The sequence below is a fragment of the Trujillonella endophytica genome, from assembly GCF_900110555.1.
Lineage (GTDB): Bacteria > Actinomycetota > Actinomycetes > Mycobacteriales > Geodermatophilaceae > Trujillonella > Trujillonella endophytica.
The window spans coordinates 279,526-297,898 of the sequence record NZ_FOEE01000002.1; the positions used below are offsets into that span (position 1 = coordinate 279,526).

Sequence of the window (18,373 nt, forward strand, 5' to 3'; positions counted from 1 at the left end):
TCGCAGGCCTCGAGCCCGCGCGTCCGGACGCATTGTCAGACTCCCTCCAGCGAGACACCGAGGCTCACGCGTGGCGAACATCAAGTCCCAGATCAAGCGGATCAAGACCAACGAGAAGGCGCGTCAGCGCAACGTCGCGGTCAAGTCCGCGCTGAAGACGGCCGTCCGGCGCGTCCGCTCCGCCGCCGAGGCCGGGGACGCCGCCGCCGCGGCCACCGCCTTCCAGGTCGCCGCGAAGCAGCTCGACAAGGCCGCCAGCAAGGGCGTCATCCACAAGAACCAGGCCGCCAACCGCAAGTCGGGGCTGGCCAAGCAGGTCGCAGGCCTCCAGGGCTGACCTCAGCTCTTCGACGAGCCCCCCTCCCGCCGCGCGGGAGGGGGGCTCGACGCATGTCGGGCCCCGGCCGGACTCCGGTGCGGGCGGACTGCCCGGGCGGACCCCGGTCGGGCGGCCGGCCCGGCGGTAGGACGGATCTCGACGGCGGCCGGCCCGGCGGTGCGCCGGATCTCAACGGCGGCCGGCCCGGCCGGGCGCGGGATCTCAGCGGCGGCCGCCGGTGGTGGCGCGGATCGCGAGAAGCCGTCGGACCGCGCGCTCCAGTGCGTAGTCGGCGCTCGCGGCGGCACCCTTGACGTCGGCGTTGAGCTCGGCGGTCACCGCGACGGCCTGCGAGAGACCGTCGATGCTCCAGCCCCGGGCGTGCTTGAGGCCGTTCTCGGCCTTCCGCTTGGGCCACTTGAAGGTCCGCATCAGCTCGCCGTAGGAGCGGACGTCGACCCCCTTCGCGCGGGCCGCGGTGCGCACCCCCTCGGCCAGTGCGTCGGCGATGAGCACGTGCGGCACCCCGCCGTTGAGCGCCCAGCGGAGCACCTCGAGGGAGCCGGCGCCGTCGCCCATCATGACCTTGTCGGCCACCGCGAAGCCGTTGGCCTCGGCCTGGCCGCGGTGGAAGTGCGCGACAGCGTCCACGTCGATCGTGCCGCCGAAGTCGGAGACCAGCTGGCTCGCGGCCGACGACAGTTCCCGCAGGTCGTGCCCCACGGCCTCCACGAGGGCGAGGACGGCGTCGGCGGTGATCCGGCCGCCGGCCAGCCGCACCTCGTTGCGAACGAAGCCGCCGAGCTCGTTCGGCCAGATCTTGGGGCACTCGTCGACGGCCGCCCCGGCGGCCTTGAATGCCTTGAGCAGGGCCTCGTTGCGCTTTCCGCCGTGGTGCACCACGACGAGCGTCAGGTCGGGGTCCGGAACCTTGGCGTAGCCGGTGAGCGCGTCGCACAACGCACCGGCGGCCTCGTGCACGCCGAGGACGACGACGAGCCGGTGCCCGCCGAACAGCGAGGGCGCCAGCACGTCGGCCAGGTCGCCGAGGGGCAGGCCTGCTGCGGTCAGGTCGTGCTGCTCGAGGTCGGGGTGGCGGGCGAGCGCGGCGGCGCGGACGGCGGACACTGCGCGGCTGCGCAGCAGCTCCTCCTCCCCCACGACGACCCGCAGGTGCGACGTCGGGGCGGGGGGTGCAGCGGCCACCCCGGCATGGTGTCACGAGCCGCCGACGGTCCCGGGCCGCCGCCACGGGCCCGCGCCGGGGCGGGCGGGCATCGGCGCCGGCAGCGGCTGGGACGAGGGCTCCGATGCCTCAGCGCTGGGGGCGGCGGTGCTGCCGTCCGCGCCGCGCGGGACGACGGCCCACTCCCCCGCCGTCCCGGCCACGGCGACGTCCCCGGAGCGGTCTGTGCGGTACACCCGCATGCCGGCGCGGGACAGCCAGCCCAGCAGGCGCCGGGTCGGGTGGCCGTAGGTGTTGTCCGCCCCGACGCTGACGAGCGCGACACGGGCACCGCTGGCGGCGAGGAAGTCCGGGTCGTTGTCCGCGCTGCCGTGGTGAGGCACCTTCAGCACGTCGGCCCGCAGGTCGACGCCGCGGCGCATCAGTCGCTGCTCCGCCTGCGCGCTCAGGTCCCCGGTGAGCAGGACGCGCAGGCCGCGCACGGTCACCCGGAGGACGAGGGAGAGATCGTTGGGATCGGCGCTCGCGGTCGCGATCTCCGGCGCCGGCGCGAGCACCTCGACCGTGGCCGGCCCGATCCGGCGACGCTCCCCGGGGACGAGCACCTCCTGCCGCGCCCCCGCCTCGCGCGCGGCCCGGGAGAGCGCGGCGCCGCGGTCGTCGGCGGGCGAGAGCATCCCGGTCGCCACCACGCCCACCTCCCGCCCCGCGAGCGCCCCGGCCAGGCCACCCACGTGGTCGGCGTCCAGGTGCGAGAGCAGCACGACCGGCAACCGGTCGATGCCCAGCCGGTCCAGGCAGCGGTCGATCGGGGCCACCTCCGGACCGGCGTCGACCAGCACCGCCTCGCCCGGACCCGTCGGGACGACCAGGGCGTCGCCCTGGCCGACGTCACAGGCCACCAGCACCGCCCCTGCCGGCGGCCAGCCTCGGGTCACCTGGCGCAGCGGCCAGCCCAGGAGCACCGCACCCACGACCAGCGCCAGGGCGAGCGCCCGCAGCCGCGGCCACCGCCAGAGGGCCAGCGCCCCGATCGCCAGCAGGCCGGTCAGCACGAGGGCGCCGGTGCTGCCGGCCGGCCATCCGGTCGCCGCGTCGGGCAGGCCGGCGGCGGTCCGGGCGACGAGGACCAGCCAGCGGACCGGCCAACCCGCCAGCCAGGTGAGGCAGTCTGCGAGCGGAGCCGCCAGCGGACCGGCTCCGGCCGCCAGCAGGCCGAGCACGGTGGCGGGCGGCACCGCCGGGGCGGCGAGCAGGTTGGCGGGCAGGGAGACGAGGCTGACCTCGCCGGACAGCCCGGCGATCAGGGGCGCGGTGGCCAGGCCGGCCGCGGAGCTCACCGCGACCGCGTCCGCGAGCAGGCGGGGCCAGCCATGGGTCCGCAGCCTCCGGGACCAGCCCGGGGCCAGGAGCACGATGGCGGCGGTCGCCGCCACGGACAGGGCGAAGCCCGCGTCACGCGCCAGCCGAGGGTCGACCAGCAGCAGGACGACCACGGTCGCGCTCAGGGCCGGCACCGCGACGCGGGACCGCCCCGAGGCCAGGGCCAGCAGCGAGACGGCGCCCATCGCCGCTGCCCGGAGCACGCTGGCCGTCGGCCGGGCCAGCAGCACGAACCCGGCCAGGGCCAGGCCGGCCACCACCGCCTGCGCACGGCGGTCGACGGCCCGGCGGCGCAGCGGGGCCAGCACGCCGGCGAGCACGATCGCGACATTGGCCCCCGAGACGGCCGTCAGGTGCGAGAGCCCGGCGCGCCGGAACTCCTCCGCCAGGACCGGGTCCAGCTCCGTGGTGTCCCCCACGACGAGCCCGGGCAGCAGGCCGGCCGCGGGCTGGTCCAAGGTCCGGGCCGCCGAGGAGGCGAGCGCCGCCCGGAGGTCCCCTGCCGCGCGCTGCACCCACGGCGGCCGGCCGAGCAGTTCGGGAAGGCCCCGCGCCGACACCCGGGCCGCCACGCCGTCGGCCGGATCGGCCGGCCCGACCGCGGCGCGCGTGCGCAGGGCCTGCCCGGGGAGGAGCCCGGCCCAACCCTCCGCCGGGGCGAAGACGACCACCCGGTCGTCGAGGACGACGGCGTCCGCGCCGTCCGAGAGCCGCGTCACCGTCGCCTCGACGACGACCCTCGGCGGCCCGACCCCAGCCACCCGGCGCGGGTCCGAGTCGGTCTCCAGCTCGAGCATCACCGTGCCGCCGGCCCCCGGCAGGGGCGACCCTGCGCGATCCCACGAGCGCGCGGCCGCGCCCGCCGCGGTCAGGGACAGCACCGCCAGGACGGCCGACACCACCAGCGCCGCGCCCGCCGGCCGTCCACGGGTCAGGGCGCCTGCTGCCGCGGCCGCCGCGCCGGCGAGCACCGCCAGGACCTGCCAGGACACCGACGGCGCGGCCAGGGTGAGTGCCCAGGCGCCGGCCGCGGCAGGGACCAGCCGCAGGTCGGTCCACATCCACCGGCGATCCGCCGCCACCGGTACGCCGCTCACACCGCCACCAGGCCGGCCAGGTCGTCGAAGGTGGCCGGCCCGATGCCCGGAACGTCCTCGAGCTGCTCGACGGCGGTGAACGGCCCGTGCTCGTCGCGGTGGTCCACGATGCGCTGCGCCAGCACGGGCCCGATCCCCGGCAGCGCGTCCAGCTGGGCGGCGGTGGCGCTGTTGAGCGGAACCCGGCCGGCCGCCGCCGGTGGGGCCGCCCCGGGGGCAGCGGCGGCGCCGGGGACCCCGACCGCGATCTGCTGCCCGTCGGCGAGGACCGCAGCGAGGTTGACGACGGCCGGATCGGCCCCCGGCAACAGGCCGCCGGCCGCGGCCACGGCGTCGGCCACCCGCGACCCCTGGGGCAGCTCGACCAGGCCGGGGCGCACGACCTGACCCACGACGGCCACCGTGACGGTGGGCGCGGTCTCGGCGGCCGTACCGACCGAGGGCGCCGCCGCGGCCGGTGCCGCGGCCGGCTCCGCCGTCGCCGCCGCGCCGAACCGGTCGCCCACCGGCTCCGCCCGTGGCCGGTCCAGCCACGTCCACGCGACCAGCAGGACCGCGCCGAGCAGCGCGGCCAGCAGCAGCCCCCGGACGCTCCGCCGACCGGGCGCGATGCGCACCGCCGGACCCGGGGCCCGGTGGCGGCCGAGACCCGCGGGCAGGGCCTCCCGCGCCGACTCCTCGTCGACCGGCTCCTCGTCGACGCGCGCCTCGGGCCGCCCCGCCGCGGCCGGTGGCGGACGCGTAGCGGGCAGCGCGCAGTCGTCGACCCCCGGCAACTCGTCGGGCAGCCAGCCCCCGGTGCGACGCCCCTCGTCGAGCAGGACGCGCAACCGGGCCCGGATCAGGTCGGCGTCGTCGACACGGCGGGAGGAGAGGCGCACCCGGCGGACGCTAGGCAGCCGTGCCGCTGCGAATGCCGGTGCGCTCCGGGCTGTGGACGGGCGAGCTGCCTGTGGACGGCCGACCGGGTCCCGTCGGCCCGTGCGGGCAGGGTGCCGCCCGTGCCGATCACCCGCTCAGTGCGCCGCGCCCTCCGTGCCGGCCGCACCATGGTCGCCCGGGGAGCCGTCGTCCCCGCTGCCGTCCGCACCGTCGTCCGCGCCGTCGTCCGCGTCGGCGTCCGCGTCGTCCGGGGCCGCCCTGGGCGAGACGACGACCCCCAGCGCCCCGGGCCCGACGTGCGCGCCGATCGCGGCACCCAGCTCGCTCACCAGTGGCTCCCCGGCCTCCGGGAGTGCCTGGCGCAGCTCGCCCGCCAGCCGCTGTGCCCGCTCCGGCGCGGCGAGGTAGTGCACGGCCAGGTCCACCGGCCTTCCGGCCGCCGCCTCGACGGCCCGCTGCACCAGGCGGGCGAGCGCCCGCGCGGAGGTGCGGACCTTCTCCAGCGGCACGACCCGCCCGTCGGCCACGTGGAGGAGGGGCTTCACCGCGAGCGCGGTGCCGAACAGCGAGGCCGCCGAGCCGATCCGGCCGCCCCGGCGCAGGTGCTCGAGGGTGTCGACCACGAACAGCGTCCGTGTGCTGCCCGCCGTGGTGCGCGCAGCGTCGGCGACGGCCGCGGCGTCCCCGCCCGCCTGTGCGACGCGGGCCGCGGCGAGCACGGCGAAGCCGCAGCCCATGGCGGCCGAGCGGGAGTCGATCACGGTGACGAGGTGCTCGCCGACCTGGGCCGCGGCCAGTCGGGCGGCGTCCCACGTCCCCGAGAGCTCGGCGGACAGATGGATCGACACGACCCGCTCGGCGCCGGCGTCCAGGCACCGGCGGTAGGCGGTGACGAAGTCGCCGGTGGTCGGTCGCGAGGTCGAGACCTGCTGACCCCGTACCCCCATCGCGCGGGCCACGTCCTGCGGGGAGATCTCGGTGCCTTCCCGACCCGAGCGCCCGGCCAGGACGACGTAGAGCGGGACGACCTCGATCCCGTGACGCTCGACGAGGTCGGCGGGCAGATAGGCCGTGGAGTCGGTGACCACGGCGACGGACATTCCGCGAGGTTAGCCGGGCCGATCGGCGTGGCTTCGCGACCGTGGCGACCCCGCCGGGGACCGTCTCGACCCCGTCCCTGTCAGGCGACCGCGTCCGCGTCCTGCGCCGGGGGCGCCGCGTCCTCGGGCGGAGCCCCGCCGGGCCGTGCCCGGCGGGGCACGCCGTCCCGCTGCGCGGAGGAGTCGACCGAGGGCGCCGACCAGTTGTGCCGCAGCACGCGCCAGCGCGGGCCCTGCGGCACCAGCTCGCTCCAGGCGCAGTTGCCCAGCGGCCCGAACACGCGCCGGTGCTCCGGGCCCAGCTCCAGCAGGGCCTCCAGCAGGCGGCCGCTGGTGCCGCCGTGGGTGACCAGGACGGCGACGCGGGCCGGCGGCAGGTCGTCGACGAGTGACAGCGCGCGTGCGGCGACCGCCGCGGGGTCCTCGCCGCCCCGGCCCGGAACGGGTCGGCCGGCCTGCCAGTCGGCGAACTGCTCGGGGTGCCGGGCGGCCACCTCGTCGCGCGTGAGGCCCTCCCAGACCCCCAGGCCGTGCTCGCGCAGCCGGGCGTCGACCGCCAGGGGCAGCCCGAGCAGGTCGGTCAGCGCGGCGGCGGTCTGCACCGCGCGGTCCAGGTCGCTGGAGACGACGACGGTGTCCTCGGTCGCCAGGCCCAGCAGGGACACCAGGTGCGCGGCCGCGACGGTCGCCTGTCGGCGGCCCTCACCATCCAGCGGCGGGTCCTGCTGCCCCTGGAAGCGTCCCGTGGCGTTCCACTCGGTGCGCCCGTGCCGCCACAGGACGAGGCGGGACACCCCGGCGGGCGACTCGGGCGCGGCGCTCACCGCTCGGGAGCCGCGTCCGCGGCCGGCCCCGCGTCGTCCGCCCCGTCCGGCGCCGGCTCCCCGTCGTCGGCCCCGTCGGTGGCCGGCTCCACTGCCGACGACTCGGCAGGCTCCCCTGCTGGCGACGCGTCGGGTGCCGCCGGGGCGGCGCGGTCGACGAAGGGGATGGTCGGGCAGTCCTTCCACAGCCGCTCGAGGGCGTAGTACGCCCGCTCCTCGGCGTGCTGGACGTGGACGACGACGTCGATGAAGTCCAGCAGCACCCAGCGGCCCTCGGTCAGGCCCTCCCGGCGCACGGGCTTGATCCCGTGCTCGCGCAGCCGCTCCTCCACCTCGTCGACGATGGCCTGCACCTGCCGCTCGCTGGGCGCGGACGCGAGGACGAAGGCGTCGGTGATCGCCAGCCGGTCGCTCACGTCGACGATGGACACATCGGTGGCGAGCTTGTCCGCCGCGGCCTGTGCAGCCCACTGTGCGGTCTCCCGCGCCTCGACCGATGCGGTCATCGGGGTACCTCCTGGTGATCGGTGGCCGGCGTTCCGCCGGCAGGGTCGGCGGCAGGGGTGCCGCCGGGTGGGGGTCGGTCGTGGGTCGACCGGGCCCCGGATGCATGTGGACCTCGGGTGGGCCCGGCGGGGCGCGCCCGCGGGGTCGTCCGGTACAGCCCGCGCTTCTCGATGTACTGCACGACGCCGTCGGGCACGAGGTACCAGACGGGCATGCCCCGCTCCACGCGGTCACGGCAGTCGGTGGAGCTGATCGCCAGCGCCGGGACCTCGACCAGGCTCACGGTGCCCTGCGGGAGATGCCCGTCGGCGAGCTGGTACCCGGGCCGGGTGACGCCGATGAAGTGGGCCAGCGCCAGGAAGCGCTCGCTGTCGCGCCAGCTGAGGATCTGCGACAGCGCGTCGGCGCCGGTGATGAAGAACAGCTCGGCGTCGGGTCGCTGGGCCCGCAGGTCGGTGAGCGTGTCGATCGTGTACGTGGGGCCGCCTCGGTCGAGGTCGACCCGGCTGACCGAGAACCGCGGGTTGGAGGCCGTCGCGATGACCGTCATGAGGTAGCGGTCCTCCGCCGGGCTGACGTCGCGCTCGCTCTTCTGCCACGGCTGGCCCGTCGGCACGAACACGACCTCGTCGAGGCCGAACAGGCCCGCGACCTCGCTCGCGGCCACGAGGTGACCGTGGTGGATGGGATCGAACGTCCCACCCATGACACCGACCCGACCACCCGCCACCGATCGAGCCTATCCGGGCGCCGCCACCCGTCGTCCCTCCCGGGATGAGACGGCGCCCGCCGCGGCCCCGCGTCCGGGGCCTGCCCGCCGCAGGACCGGCCAGGACCGTGGCTCCGGACGTCCCCGGCCGGGGACGGGTGCTCCGCACGACCGGCTCCCCCGTGCCGCCGGTCGTTCCCCGTCCACCGGCCAGGGCCCGCCGGACCGGCACCGGGTCGACCCCGGCACCCGTCCTGCTCCAACGCCGGCGACGGCGTCCGGATACGGGTCCCCGGCGTGTCGGCGGACGACGCGGCCCACTCCCGGCACCCCGCCGCTCCCGGCGCCCACCGGCGATGGCGGCGATGGCGGCGATGGCCCCCAGCCGGCAGGCACCCCAGCGGGCATGGCGCGCCGACGACGACGGCCCCGCGGGATCGACAGGTCGACGGGTCGCGATATCGACATCCCGACGAGTCGCGGTGCCGACATCTCGACCGGCCGCGGGGACGGCACCCCCGACCGGCCGGCGCGGCGGCCCTCAGAGGGTCGTGACGAAGTCCGCCAGCTGGGCGGCGTTGCGGCACTCGACCATGTCGACCACCTCGGCGTACTTGAGCGCCGCGGAGTCGCCGCTGCCCCACAACCGGCGCGGCTCCGGGTTGAGCCAGTGCGCCGACCGGGACCTGTTCACGAGGTCGGCCAGCACCGGCAGACCCGGCGGCCGGTAGTTGGTCCGCCCGTCGCCGAGGACGAGCAGCGAGCTCTTCGGGCCCACGACCGTGGGCCAGCGGTCGGCGAACACCTCCAGGGCGTTGCCGTAGTCGCTGTGCCCCTCGAACGCGACCACGTCGGCCTCCCGGCCGATGCGGCGGATCGCGTCGGCGACGTCGGCCCCGGGAGTGAAGAACCGCGTCACCTCGTCGGTGGAGTCGACGAACGCGAACGCCCGAACACCGGAGAAGTGCTCGCGCAGCGCCTGGGTGAGCATGAGCGTGAAGTGGCTGAAGCCGGCCACCGAGCCGCTGATGTCGCACAGCACGACGAGCTCGGGCTTGTGGATCTTCCGCGGCCGGTGATGGGTCACCACGGGCACGCCGCCGGTGCCGAGCGAGGCGCGCACCGTCTTGCGGAAGTCCAGCCGACCCTGGCGGCCCATCCGGCGCCGCGCGGACAGCCGCACCGCCAGCCGCCGCGCCAGGGGCGCCACCATCCGCCGCAGCTCCGCGAGGTCCCCCTGCTGGGCCCGGAGGAAGTCGATCTGGTCGGCCAGCGGCTTCACCGCGCTCTTGGCGATCCGGTCCCGGCCGCGCTCCTCGGCCTGTCGGCGGCGGACCTCGGTGTCGACGGCGGCCTTGAACGTCGCCAGCCGCTCCCGGATCTCGCCCCGGGCGACCTGCTCGGCCATCCCGCCGCGCCCGCCGCCGCCCAGCAGCCCCTCGAGCAGCTGGGTGACCAGCGAGTCCGGCGACAGCGCCCGCATCACCCGGTAGCTGAACCACGACTGGCCCGACGGCGAGGGCGAGGTCTGCCCCAGCAACGCCACCGCGCGGCGGGCGAACCGCGCCAGCTCCGCCTCGTCGCCCTCGGCCAGCAACCGCGCCAGCTCCTCGCGCAGCCGGGCCGAGGGGTCCAGCTCGCCACCGGCATCCGGCGCGTCGAGGGTCACCGCCTCGCCGTCGCCGTCCGGCTCCCCGTCGTCCGCGACCGCGACCGGCCTGTCGCCCAGGGGCCACCACAGGTCGAACAGGGTGTCGTAGATGGCGCGCTGGTTCCCCCGCTGCAACAGCACCGCCGCCAGCCCGTGCCGCAGCTGCTCGCGGTCGAGCAGGTCGACCACCGTCAGGATCTCCGCGGCGTCCACGGCCTGGCTGATCCCGACCGGGATGCCGGCCTCGCGGACCGCGCGCACGAACCCGTCGAGGTGACCGCCCAGCCCGCCGGGCGCCCCCGCCGACGACACCACGGCCCCGCTCATCAGTTCAGCCGCAGCTCGGCGGCCGCACGCTCCTGGTCGCTGGCGTGCTTGAGCACCACGCCGAGCGTGTCACCGATCGCGCCCTCGTCGAGGGTGTCCAGCCCGAGCTCCAGCAGGGTCTGCGCCCAGTCCAGGGTCTCCGAGATCGACGGCGACTTCTTGAGCTCCAGCGCGCGCAGCGCCCGGATGGTGCGCACCAGCTGGTCGGCCAGCCCCGGGGCCAGGTCGGGCACCCGCGACAGCACGATCTCCCGCTCCCGCTCGGCGCTGGGGTAGTCCAGCGCCAGGTACAGGCAGCGCCGCTTGAGCGCCTCGGACAGCTCACGGGTGGCGTTCGAGGTGAGGACGACGGTCGGGCGGCGGGTGGCCACGACCGTGCCGAGCTCGGGGATGGTGACCTGGAAGTCGCTGAGGACCTCCAGCAGCAGGCCCTCCACCTCGACGTCGGCCTTGTCGGTCTCGTCGATGAGCAGCACGGTCGGCTCGGTCCGCCGGATCGCGGTGAGCAGCGGCCGGGAGAGCAGGAACTCCTCGCCGAAGATGTCGTCGTGGACGCTGTCCCAGTTCGCGCCGCCCTCGGCCTGCGAGGCCTGGATGCGCAGCAGCTGCTTCTTGTAGTTCCACTCGTAGAGCGCGCGGGCCTCGTCCAGGCCCTCGTAGCACTGCAGGCGGATCAGCTCGGCGTCCGTCGCGGCCGCCAGCGCCTTCGCCAGCTCGGTCTTGCCGGTGCCGGCCGGACCCTCCACCAGCAGCGGCTTGCCCAGCCGGTCGGCGAGGAAGACGGTCGTGGCGATCTGCTTGTCCGTCAGGTACCCCGCCGCCGACAGCCGCTTGGCGACGTCGGAGACCGAGGAGAACTGCGGGAGCTGCGTCGGGGGGCGGGGCATGGAACTCCAGACGGGAGGGCGGAGCGTCAGCGGGTGTGACCGGCTCCGGTGACGACGTAGGTGGTCGAGGTGAGCTCCGGCAGGCCCAGCGGCCCCCGGGCGTGCAGCTTCTGGGTGGAGATGCCGATCTCGGCGCCGAAGCCGAACTCGCCACCGTCGGTGAACCGCGTCGAGGCGTTGACCATGACCGCGGCCGAGTCGACCCCGGCGGTGAAGTCGGCGATGGCGCGGGCGGAGTCGGCCACGATCGCCTCGGTGTGCCCGCTCCCCCACCGCGCGATGTGCTCCAGCGCCGCGGGCAGGTCGTCGACGACGCGCACGGCCATGTCCATCGAGAGGTACTCGGTGGCCCAGTCCTCGTCGGTGGCGGCCACGACGGCGGGGTGGGCGGCGCGGGCCGCGTCGTCCCCGTGCAGCGTCACGCCGGCGTCGGCGAGCGCCCCCAGCAGCCGCGGAAGGAACGGCACGTCCCGGTGCACCAGCAGCGTCTCGGCCGAGTTGCAGACGCTGACCCGGTGGGTCTTGGAGTTGAGCACGATCGCCTCGGCCATCGCCGCATCGGCGGAGGCGTCGACGTAGACGTGCACGTTGCCGACGCCGGTCTCGATCACCGGCACCTTCGCCTCGGTCACCACCCGCTCGATCAGCGAGGCCCCGCCCCGCGGGATGACCACGTCGACGAACCCGCGCGCGCCCAGCAGCTCCCCGACCGATGCGCGGTCGGCCGGCAGCAGCTCGATCGACCCGGCCGGCAGCCCGGCCTTCTCCGCCGCCTCGGTGAGAACGGCGACCAGGGCCGTGTTGGTGCGGAAGGCCGACGCCGAACCGCGCAGCAGCGCCGCGTTGCCGCTCTTGAGGCACAGCCCTGCCGCGTCCACGGTCACGTTGGGCCGCGCCTCGTAGACGATGCCCACCACCCCGAAGGGCACCCGCACCTGGCGCAGCTGCAGCCCGTTGGGCAGCCGCGATCCGCGGACGACGTCGCCGACCGGGTCGGGCAGCGCGACGAGTTCGCGCAGGGCCGCGGCCACGCCGGCGACCCGGGCCGGGTCCAGCCGCAGCCGGTCGAGCACCGACTCCGGCGTGCCCTCGGCGGCCGCCGCGTCGACGTCGGCGGTGTTGGCGGCCAGGATCTCGTCGGTCCGCTCGACCAGGGCGTCGGCCATCGCGGCGAGCGCGGCGTCCTTGACGTCGGTCGGCAGCGTGCGCAGCACCCGGGAGGCGGCGCGGGCACGCAGCGCGGCGGCCCCGATCAGCGGCAGGGAGGCGACGTCGGACACCCCGCGAGGGTAGCGCGCAGATCGCGGGCTCCCGGCCGCTCAGCGCCAGGGGTCGGTGACCTCGCGCAGCCGGGTGAGCGACTCCCGCAGGGCCCGCGCCGACTCCTCGCCCAGGTGGGCCGTCCACTCCGCCTCGACGGCGGCCTCCACCCGACGCGCCACGGCGACGGCGGCCCGGCCGCGCTCGGCGAAGCAGACCAGCCGGGCGCGACCGTCGGTGGGGTCGGGCAGCCGGCGCACGTACCCGGCGCGCTCCAGCTGGTCCACGAGGAACCCGGCGGTCTGCTTGGTCACCTGCGCCTGCTCGGCCAGCTCGGTCAGGCGGGTGCCGCGCTCGCCGATCCGGGCCGCGATGCGGCCCTGCGCCAGCGTCATGTCGTCGAAGCCGGCCTCGGCGAGCGCGGCCAGCACCCGCCCCTCCAGCGCCCGGTACGGGAAGAAGCAGAGCAGGCCCAGGTTCGGCTGGACGGACACGCACACCCCTTGACGATGGTCAGCTTATCTGACGAGACTGTCAGGCAAGCTTACTAGTGGACGCGGGAGTCGCCGTGGACGTGGACGCCGTCTGGCGCACGATCGACACCGAGCGCGCGAGCCTGGCCGACCTGGTGGAGGACCTCTCCCCCGCCGAGTGGCAGGCGGCGTCCCTGTGCGACGCGTGGCGGGTGGGCGACGTCGCGGCCCACCTGACCCAGGCCCACATGGGCTACCGGGACGCCGCGCTGGCCGCCGTCCGTGCCCGCGGCAGCTTCGACCGGATGTTGCGCGACTCCGCAGTGCGCGCCACCGGCCGGCCGCCGGCGGAGCACGCCCGACGCCTCCGCGCGATGGTCGGCTCCCGGCGGACGGCGCCGTTCCTCACCCCGCTGGAGCCGCTGATCGACGTCCTGGTCCACGGACAGGACATGACCCTGCCGCTGGGGCGGATCCGGCCGGTGCCCGAGGCCGCCGCGGCAGCCGCGGCCCAGCGGGTCTGGGAGATGGGCTTCCCCTTCCGTGCCCGGCGGCGGCTCGCCGGCCTGCGGCTGACGGCGACCGACGTCGACTGGACCGCCGGCTCGGGCGCACCCGTCGAGGGGCCCGTGGCGGCGCTCCTGCTGCTCCTCACGGGGCGCACCGCGGCGCTGGACCGGCTCACCGGCGAGGGCACCGAGCACTTCGCGGCGGCACGAGGCCTCCGCGGCGGCAGGACGAGGGAGACGCCATGACCTACGCTATGACCATGGACGTGCCCGCACCCGTCGAGGTGTACGACGCGGTGCACCGGGAGGTGCTGGCCCGCAGCGGCGGGACCGCCGACGGCCTGCTGGTCCACCTCGCCCGGGCGACCGAGGGCGGCTTCCAGGTGATCGAGGTGTGGGAGTCGCGGGACCAGTGCGAGCGTTACAGCCGCGAGATCGTCGGGCCGGTGCTGGCCGAGGTCACGCGGGGGGCGCCGCAGCCGCCGGAGGCACCGGCCGAGTTCGAGGTCCGCGGCCTGGTGCTGCCCCGGGCGGGCGTCGTCGTCTGACGACCCTCAGTTCAGGGGCCGCGTTCCCGGGGGCAGCGTGCCGCCCGCCACCATCCCGGCGGTGGCGTCCTGCAGGGCGGTCAGGGCCGCCCGCTGGGTGAACGGCCCCGTGGACACGCGGGCCACCCCCAGCTCCTGCAGCTCGCGGGCCGGGAGCGAGACGCCGGGCACGCTGATGAGCGTCAGCCGGCCTCGGCCGAGGCCCTCGACGACCGCGGCGATCTCCTCCCGGTCCACCAGCCGCGGGACGAACACCACGGGCGCCCCCGCCTCGAGGAAGGCCCGCCCGCGGCGGATGGTCTCGGCGACCAGCTCGCCGCGGTCGGCACCCTCGGCGGCGCGCACGTAGGCGTCGGTGCGGGCGTTGAGCACGAAGTCGATGCCGGCGTCCCGGCCGGCCCGCAGCACCGCCTCGACGGCGGCGACCGCCTCGTCGAGCGGCCTCATCCCGTCCTCGAGGTTCCCGCCGACGACGCCGGCGGCGATCGCCCGGCGGGCGGTCTCGCCGGCGTCGGAGTAGCCGGCCTCCATGTCCATGCTGACCGGCAGGTCGACCGCGGCGGCGATCCGGGCGACCATGTCCAGGTGCAGGTCGAGCGGGATGTTCTCGCCGTCCTCGTAGCCGAAGGTGGCGGCGATGCTGTGGCTCGCGGTGGCCAGGGCGCGCACGCCGTCGGTCGCGGCCACCACCCCGGCGGACACCACGTCCCAGACGTTGGCCAGGACGAGGATCTCCGGCGCGGTGTGCAGGTCCAGGAGCGTGCGGGCGCGCGTGGCGAGGTCGGTCACCCCTGGGACCGTAGCGCCGCTACCGGGAGTTGAGCGCGCGGAGGGCCGCCTTGCGGGCGTCCCCGGTGAGCCGGTCGAGGAAGACCTTGCCGTCGAGGTGGTCGACCTCGTGCTGCAGGCACCGGGCCATGAGGCCGCTGCCGGCCAGCCGCACCGGCTCCCCGTGCACGTCGAACCCCTCGACGACGGCGTGCAGTCCGCGCACGGTCGGCGCCCAGATGCCGGGGACCGACAGGCAGCCCTCGTCGCCGTCCTGCGTCTCCTCCGACACCTCCACCAGCCGCGGGTTCACCACGGAGCCGATGACGCCGTCGATGTTGTAGCTGAAGGCGCGGGCGCTCACCCCGATCTGCGGCGCCGCCAGCCCGGCGCGGCCGGGGTGGTCGACGGTCTCCTCGAGGTCGCGGACCAGGGCGGCGAGCTCGCGGTCGAAGGCGCGGACGGGGTCGGCCGGGGTGCGCAGCACCGGGTCGCCGAGCTCGCGGATCGGGCGGATCGTCACGCGGCGCAGTCTCTCAGGCGGGCGTGACCGGCCTCGGGGCCCGGTGCCCGACGAGCACCATCTCGTCGCGGTGCACGACCTCGCGGCGGTACTCGGGGTCGAGCTCGCCGGTCTTGCGGCCGAACAGCGCCGGCAGCTCGCGGGCGTCGTAGGCGACCAGTCCGCGTGCTACGACCGCGCCGTCCGGGCCGACCAGCTCGACCGGGTCGTCGGCCAGGAAGTCCCCCGTGGCGCCGGTGATCCCGGCGGCCAGCAGGGAGGCACCGCGCTCGCGGACGGCCCGCACCGCGCCGTCGTCCAGGATCAGCCGGCCGCGGGGCCGGCTGGCGTAGCGCAGCCAGAACTGGCGGGCCGAGGGACGCCGTCCGAACGGCTCGAACAGCGTGCCCACCCGCTCGCCCGCCAGCGCGGCCGCCGCCTGCAGGGTCGAGGTGACGACGACGGGGACGCCGGCCCGGGCGGCGATCAGGGCCGCCTCGACCTTGGTGGCCATCCCGCCGGTGCCGACGCCGTTGCGCGAGGCCGAGCCGAGGGTGACCGCGGCGAGATCGGCCGGGCCGGTGACCGTGTCGATCAGCTGGGCCGGGCCGGTGCGGGGGTCACCGTCGTAGACGCCGTCGACGTCGGAGAGCAGCAGCAGGGCGTCGGCCTGCGCGACGTGCGCGACCAGCGCGGCGAGCCGGTCGTTGTCCCCGAAGCGGATCTCCTCCGTGGCGACCGTGTCGTTCTCGTTGACGACCGGCAGCACGCCCAGGGTCAGCAGCCGGTCCACGGTGCGGTGGGCGTTGCGGTAGTGGCTGCGCCGGGTCAGGTCGTCGGCAGTCAGCAGCACCTGGCCGACGGTGACGCCGTGCCGGGCGAAGGCGTCGGCGTAGGTCTGCACCAGCCGCAGCTGCCCGACGCTCGCGGCGGCCTGCGCGGTCGCGAGGTCCCGCGGCCGGCCCTCCACGCCCAGCGGCGCCAGCCCGGCGGCGATGGCCCCCGACGACACCAGCACGACCTCCCGGCCGGAGGCGCGGGCGGCACCGAGCACGTCGACCAGGGCCGTCAGCCGGGTGACGTCGAGGCCGCCGGGCAGCGTGGTCAGCGACGAGGAGCCGACCTTGACCACGACCCGGCGGGCACCGGCGATCCCGGCACGGGCCGTCACGGCTGCTCCTCGGGAAGCTCCTCGTCGGTCCAGGTCTCGGTGAGCTCGTAGGGCACCCGGCGGGCCTTCTTGGCGGCCAGCCGCTCGGCGGCCCGCACGCGGTGCGGGGCGTCGATGCGCGAGTCCGTGCCGCGGCCGCCGAGCCCGGCGGTCTCCTCGATCGTGAGGGTGCCGGCGGGCAGGGTCGGCACGAAGTCGAAGGTGACGTCGCCGATGGTGACCGCGTCGCCCTCCCGCGCCCCGGCCTTCTCCAGCGCGTCCTCCACGCCGAGCCTGTTGAGGCGGTCGGCGAGGAAGCCGACGGCCTCGTCGTTGGTGAAGTCGGTCTGGCGCACCCACCGCTGCGGCTTGACGCCGTGGACGACGAAGCCGGCCTCGTCCTCCGGGCCTCCGGTGACGGTGAAGCCGGTGTCGTCGACCGCGCGGGGGGTGAGCGTGATGCGCACCGGCTCGGGCGCGGGCAGCGCGGCGCGGTGCTGCTCCACCGCGGCGGCCAGGGCGTAGCCGAGCTCGGCCAGCCCCTCCCCCGTGACGGCGCTGATCGCGAACACCTGCAGGCCGCGCTCCTCGAGGGTCGCGCGGACCAGGTCGACCAGCTCCCGGGCCTCCGGGACGTCGATCTTGTTGAGGACGGCGATCCGCAGCCGGCCCACGAGGTCGAGCTCCTCGCCGCTGTACTCGGCCAGCTCGTGCTCGAGCGCCTCGATGTCGGTCTCCGGGTCGCGGCCGGGCTCCATGGTGGCCATGTCGACGACGTGCACCAGGACGGCGCAGCGCTCGATGTGGCGCAGGAACTCCAGGCCGAGGCCCTTGCCGATCGAGGCGCCCGGGATCAGCCCGGGGACGTCGGCCATCGTGTAGACGGTGTCGCCCGACCGGACCACGCCGAGGTTGGGCACCAGCGTGGTGAACGGGTAGTCGGCGATCTTCGGGCGCGCCGCCGACATGGCCGCGACCAGCGAGGACTTCCCGGCCGACGGGAACCCGACCAGCCCGACGTCGGCGATGCTCTTGAGCTCGATGACGACGTCGAGGGTCTCCCCCGGCTCGCCGAGCAGCGCGAACCCGGGCGCCTTGCGCCGGGTGTTGGCGAGGGCCGCGTTGCCGAGGCCGCCCTTGCCGCCGTGGGCGAGGACGACGCGGGTGCCCGCGCCGACGAGGTCGGCCAGCACCTCGCCGTCGGTGGTGCTGACCACGCTGCCCGGGGGCACGCGCAGCACGCGCTCCTCCCCGCGGGCGCCGTGCCGGTTGCTGCCCTCGCCGGGGCGGCCGTTGCCGGCCTTGTGGTGCGGGCGGTGGTGGAAGTCCAGCAGCGTGTGCACGCTGGGATCGACCTCGAGGACGACGTCGCCCCCGTTGCCTCCGTTGCCGCCGTCGGGCCCGCCGAGCGGCTTGAACTTCTCGCGGTGGATCGAGGCCACGCCGTGCCCGCCGTTGCCGGCGGTGACGTGGACGATCACGCGGTCGACGAAAGCGGCCATGACCGTGCCGCCTCCTACTCCTGCATCAAGCGAAACCAGCGCACGGGCCGGCGGCCCGTGCGCTGGTCCGCACGTACTCGATGGCCCCCTCGCAGGGTCCCGCCGCCGGCTTGCCGGCGGCGGGGGCGAGGGGGTCCGTGATCAGGCCTCGACGGCCGTGATCGAGATGGTCTTGCGACCGCGGCGCATGCCGAAGGTCACCGAGCCGGGCTCGAGCGCGAACAGCGTGTCGTCGCCGCCGCGGCCGACGCCCAGGCCCGGGTGGAAGTGCGTGCCACGCTGGCGGACGATGATCTCGCCGGCCTTGACGACCTGGCCACCGAACCGCTTCACGCCGAGGCGCTGGGCGTTCGAGTCGCGGCCGTTGCGGGAGGACGAGGCGCCCTTCTTGTGTGCCATGTCGTCGTCAGCCCTTCGTGATGTCGCGGACGACCACGTCGGTGAGGGGCTGACGGTGCCCCTGCCGCTTGTGGTAGCCGGTCTTGTTCTTGAACTTGTGGATGCGGATCTTCGGGCCCTTGCCGTGCTCGACGATCTCGCCGGTCACCGTGACCCCGGCCAGCGTGGCCGCGTCGGTGGTGACGGTGTCACCGTCGACGAGCAGGATCGCGGGGAGCGCGACGGTGTCGCCCGCCTCGCCGGCCAGGCGGTTGACCGTGAACCGGTCACCCACGGCCACCTTGTGCTGCCGGCCTCCGGCCTTGACGACTGCGTACACCACTGACTCCTCGATCGCCTGCTCGTGTCTGTCCTGGGCGCACACCCGCGGGGGACGCGGGGTGCGGGACG

20 protein-coding genes are annotated in these 18,373 nt (G+C 76.0%); 3 read left to right on the plus strand and 17 right to left on the minus strand.

Features of this window, described 5'->3' with window-relative positions:
* Nucleotides 1–70 precede the first annotated feature (70 nt).
* Nucleotides 71–337 carry a 30S ribosomal protein S20 gene (gene rpsT / locus BMY88_RS04275; RefSeq protein ID WP_091940519.1) on the plus strand — a complete coding sequence of 89 codons (267 nt, stop codon included), beginning with the start codon at nucleotides 71–73 and terminating at the stop codon, nucleotides 335–337.
* A gap of 204 nt (nucleotides 338–541) precedes the next feature.
* On the opposite strand, the gene holA is transcribed toward rpsT, so the two are convergent.
* From holA to BMY88_RS04330, 11 genes are all read right to left on the minus strand, one after another.
* Nucleotides 542–1,525: a DNA polymerase III subunit delta gene (gene holA / locus BMY88_RS04280; RefSeq protein ID WP_091940521.1), complete on the minus strand. Its 984-nt coding sequence runs from the start codon at nucleotides 1,523–1,525 to the stop codon at nucleotides 542–544.
* A gap of 12 nt (nucleotides 1,526–1,537) precedes the next feature.
* Nucleotides 1,538–3,985: a ComEC/Rec2 family competence protein gene (locus BMY88_RS04285; RefSeq protein ID WP_139220395.1), complete on the minus strand. Its 2,448-nt coding sequence runs from the start codon at nucleotides 3,983–3,985 to the stop codon at nucleotides 1,538–1,540.
* On the minus strand, nucleotides 3,982–4,866 hold the full coding sequence (locus BMY88_RS04290) for a ComEA family DNA-binding protein (protein WP_091940525.1): 885 nt from the start codon (nucleotides 4,864–4,866) through the stop codon (nucleotides 3,982–3,984). Before BMY88_RS04290 ends, BMY88_RS04285 begins: the two co-directional genes overlap by 4 nt.
* A gap of 135 nt (nucleotides 4,867–5,001) precedes the next feature.
* Nucleotides 5,002–5,967 (minus strand): DegV family protein, encoded by a 966-nt coding sequence (locus tag BMY88_RS04295; RefSeq protein ID WP_091940527.1) that lies wholly within the window; start codon nucleotides 5,965–5,967, stop codon nucleotides 5,002–5,004.
* Nucleotides 5,968–6,047: 80 nt separating this feature from the next.
* The gene (locus BMY88_RS04300) at nucleotides 6,048–6,791 is read right to left on the minus strand and encodes a histidine phosphatase family protein (RefSeq protein WP_091940529.1); all 744 of its coding nucleotides are present in this window, start codon (nucleotides 6,789–6,791) and stop codon (nucleotides 6,048–6,050) included.
* Nucleotides 6,788–7,297 carry a ribosome silencing factor gene (gene rsfS / locus BMY88_RS04305; RefSeq protein WP_091940531.1) on the minus strand — a complete coding sequence of 170 codons (510 nt, stop codon included), beginning with the start codon at nucleotides 7,295–7,297 and terminating at the stop codon, nucleotides 6,788–6,790. Before rsfS ends, BMY88_RS04300 begins: the two co-directional genes overlap by 4 nt.
* Nucleotides 7,294–8,004 (minus strand): nicotinate-nucleotide adenylyltransferase, encoded by a 711-nt coding sequence (gene nadD / locus BMY88_RS04310; protein WP_091940533.1) that lies wholly within the window; start codon nucleotides 8,002–8,004, stop codon nucleotides 7,294–7,296. The genes rsfS and nadD overlap by 4 nt, the downstream gene beginning before the upstream one ends.
* Before the next feature lie 544 nt (nucleotides 8,005–8,548).
* Nucleotides 8,549–9,985, minus strand: a complete 1,437-nt coding sequence (locus BMY88_RS04315) for a vWA domain-containing protein (RefSeq protein ID WP_091940534.1) — start codon at nucleotides 9,983–9,985, stop codon at nucleotides 8,549–8,551.
* A complete protein-coding gene (locus tag BMY88_RS04320) occupies nucleotides 9,985–10,872 on the minus strand; it encodes an AAA family ATPase (RefSeq protein ID WP_091940535.1) in 888 nt (295 codons plus the stop codon). The genes BMY88_RS04315 and BMY88_RS04320 overlap by 1 nt, the downstream gene beginning before the upstream one ends.
* Nucleotides 10,873–10,898: 26 nt before the next feature.
* Nucleotides 10,899–12,152 (minus strand): glutamate-5-semialdehyde dehydrogenase, encoded by a 1,254-nt coding sequence (locus BMY88_RS04325; protein ID WP_091940536.1) that lies wholly within the window; start codon nucleotides 12,150–12,152, stop codon nucleotides 10,899–10,901.
* A 39-nt stretch (nucleotides 12,153–12,191) separates the two neighbouring features.
* Entirely contained in the window at nucleotides 12,192–12,626 is a 435-nt protein-coding gene (locus BMY88_RS04330; protein WP_244524438.1) for a MarR family winged helix-turn-helix transcriptional regulator, read from the minus strand.
* 74 nt (nucleotides 12,627–12,700) lie between these two features.
* On the opposite strand from BMY88_RS04330, the gene BMY88_RS04335 reads away from it, so the two are divergent.
* Together BMY88_RS04335 and BMY88_RS04340 are read left to right on the plus strand one after the other, a co-directional pair.
* On the plus strand, nucleotides 12,701–13,360 hold the full coding sequence (locus tag BMY88_RS04335; protein ID WP_091940863.1) for a maleylpyruvate isomerase family mycothiol-dependent enzyme: 660 nt from the start codon (nucleotides 12,701–12,703) through the stop codon (nucleotides 13,358–13,360).
* Entirely contained in the window at nucleotides 13,357–13,662 is a 306-nt protein-coding gene (locus BMY88_RS04340; RefSeq protein ID WP_139220396.1) for a hypothetical protein, read from the plus strand. The genes BMY88_RS04335 and BMY88_RS04340 overlap by 4 nt, the downstream gene beginning before the upstream one ends.
* Before the next feature lie 6 nt (nucleotides 13,663–13,668).
* Here the strand turns inward: BMY88_RS04340 and BMY88_RS04345 are convergent, their stop codons facing one another.
* The 6 genes from BMY88_RS04345 to rplU all read right to left on the minus strand — a co-directional run bounded on the left by BMY88_RS04345 (nucleotide 13,669) and on the right by rplU (nucleotide 18,302).
* Entirely contained in the window at nucleotides 13,669–14,451 is a 783-nt protein-coding gene (locus BMY88_RS04345) for an isocitrate lyase/PEP mutase family protein (RefSeq protein ID WP_091940539.1), read from the minus strand.
* 19 nt (nucleotides 14,452–14,470) lie between these two features.
* Nucleotides 14,471–14,953: a peptide deformylase gene (gene def / locus BMY88_RS04350; RefSeq protein ID WP_091940540.1), complete on the minus strand. Its 483-nt coding sequence runs from the start codon at nucleotides 14,951–14,953 to the stop codon at nucleotides 14,471–14,473.
* A 13-nt stretch (nucleotides 14,954–14,966) separates the two neighbouring features.
* A complete protein-coding gene (gene proB / locus BMY88_RS04355) occupies nucleotides 14,967–16,103 on the minus strand; it encodes a glutamate 5-kinase (protein ID WP_091940541.1) in 1,137 nt (378 codons plus the stop codon).
* Complete coding sequence (obgE, locus tag BMY88_RS04360) at nucleotides 16,100–17,584, minus strand: GTPase ObgE (protein WP_091940542.1); 1,485 nt, start codon at nucleotides 17,582–17,584, stop codon at nucleotides 16,100–16,102. Before obgE ends, proB begins: the two co-directional genes overlap by 4 nt.
* A gap of 141 nt (nucleotides 17,585–17,725) precedes the next feature.
* Nucleotides 17,726–17,983, minus strand: coding sequence for a 50S ribosomal protein L27 (gene rpmA, locus BMY88_RS04365; RefSeq protein WP_091940543.1), 258 nt, complete (start codon nucleotides 17,981–17,983; stop codon nucleotides 17,726–17,728).
* A gap of 7 nt (nucleotides 17,984–17,990) precedes the next feature.
* On the minus strand, nucleotides 17,991–18,302 hold the full coding sequence (gene rplU / locus BMY88_RS04370) for a 50S ribosomal protein L21 (protein WP_091940545.1): 312 nt from the start codon (nucleotides 18,300–18,302) through the stop codon (nucleotides 17,991–17,993).
* Between the last annotated feature and the right edge of the window lie 71 nt (nucleotides 18,303–18,373).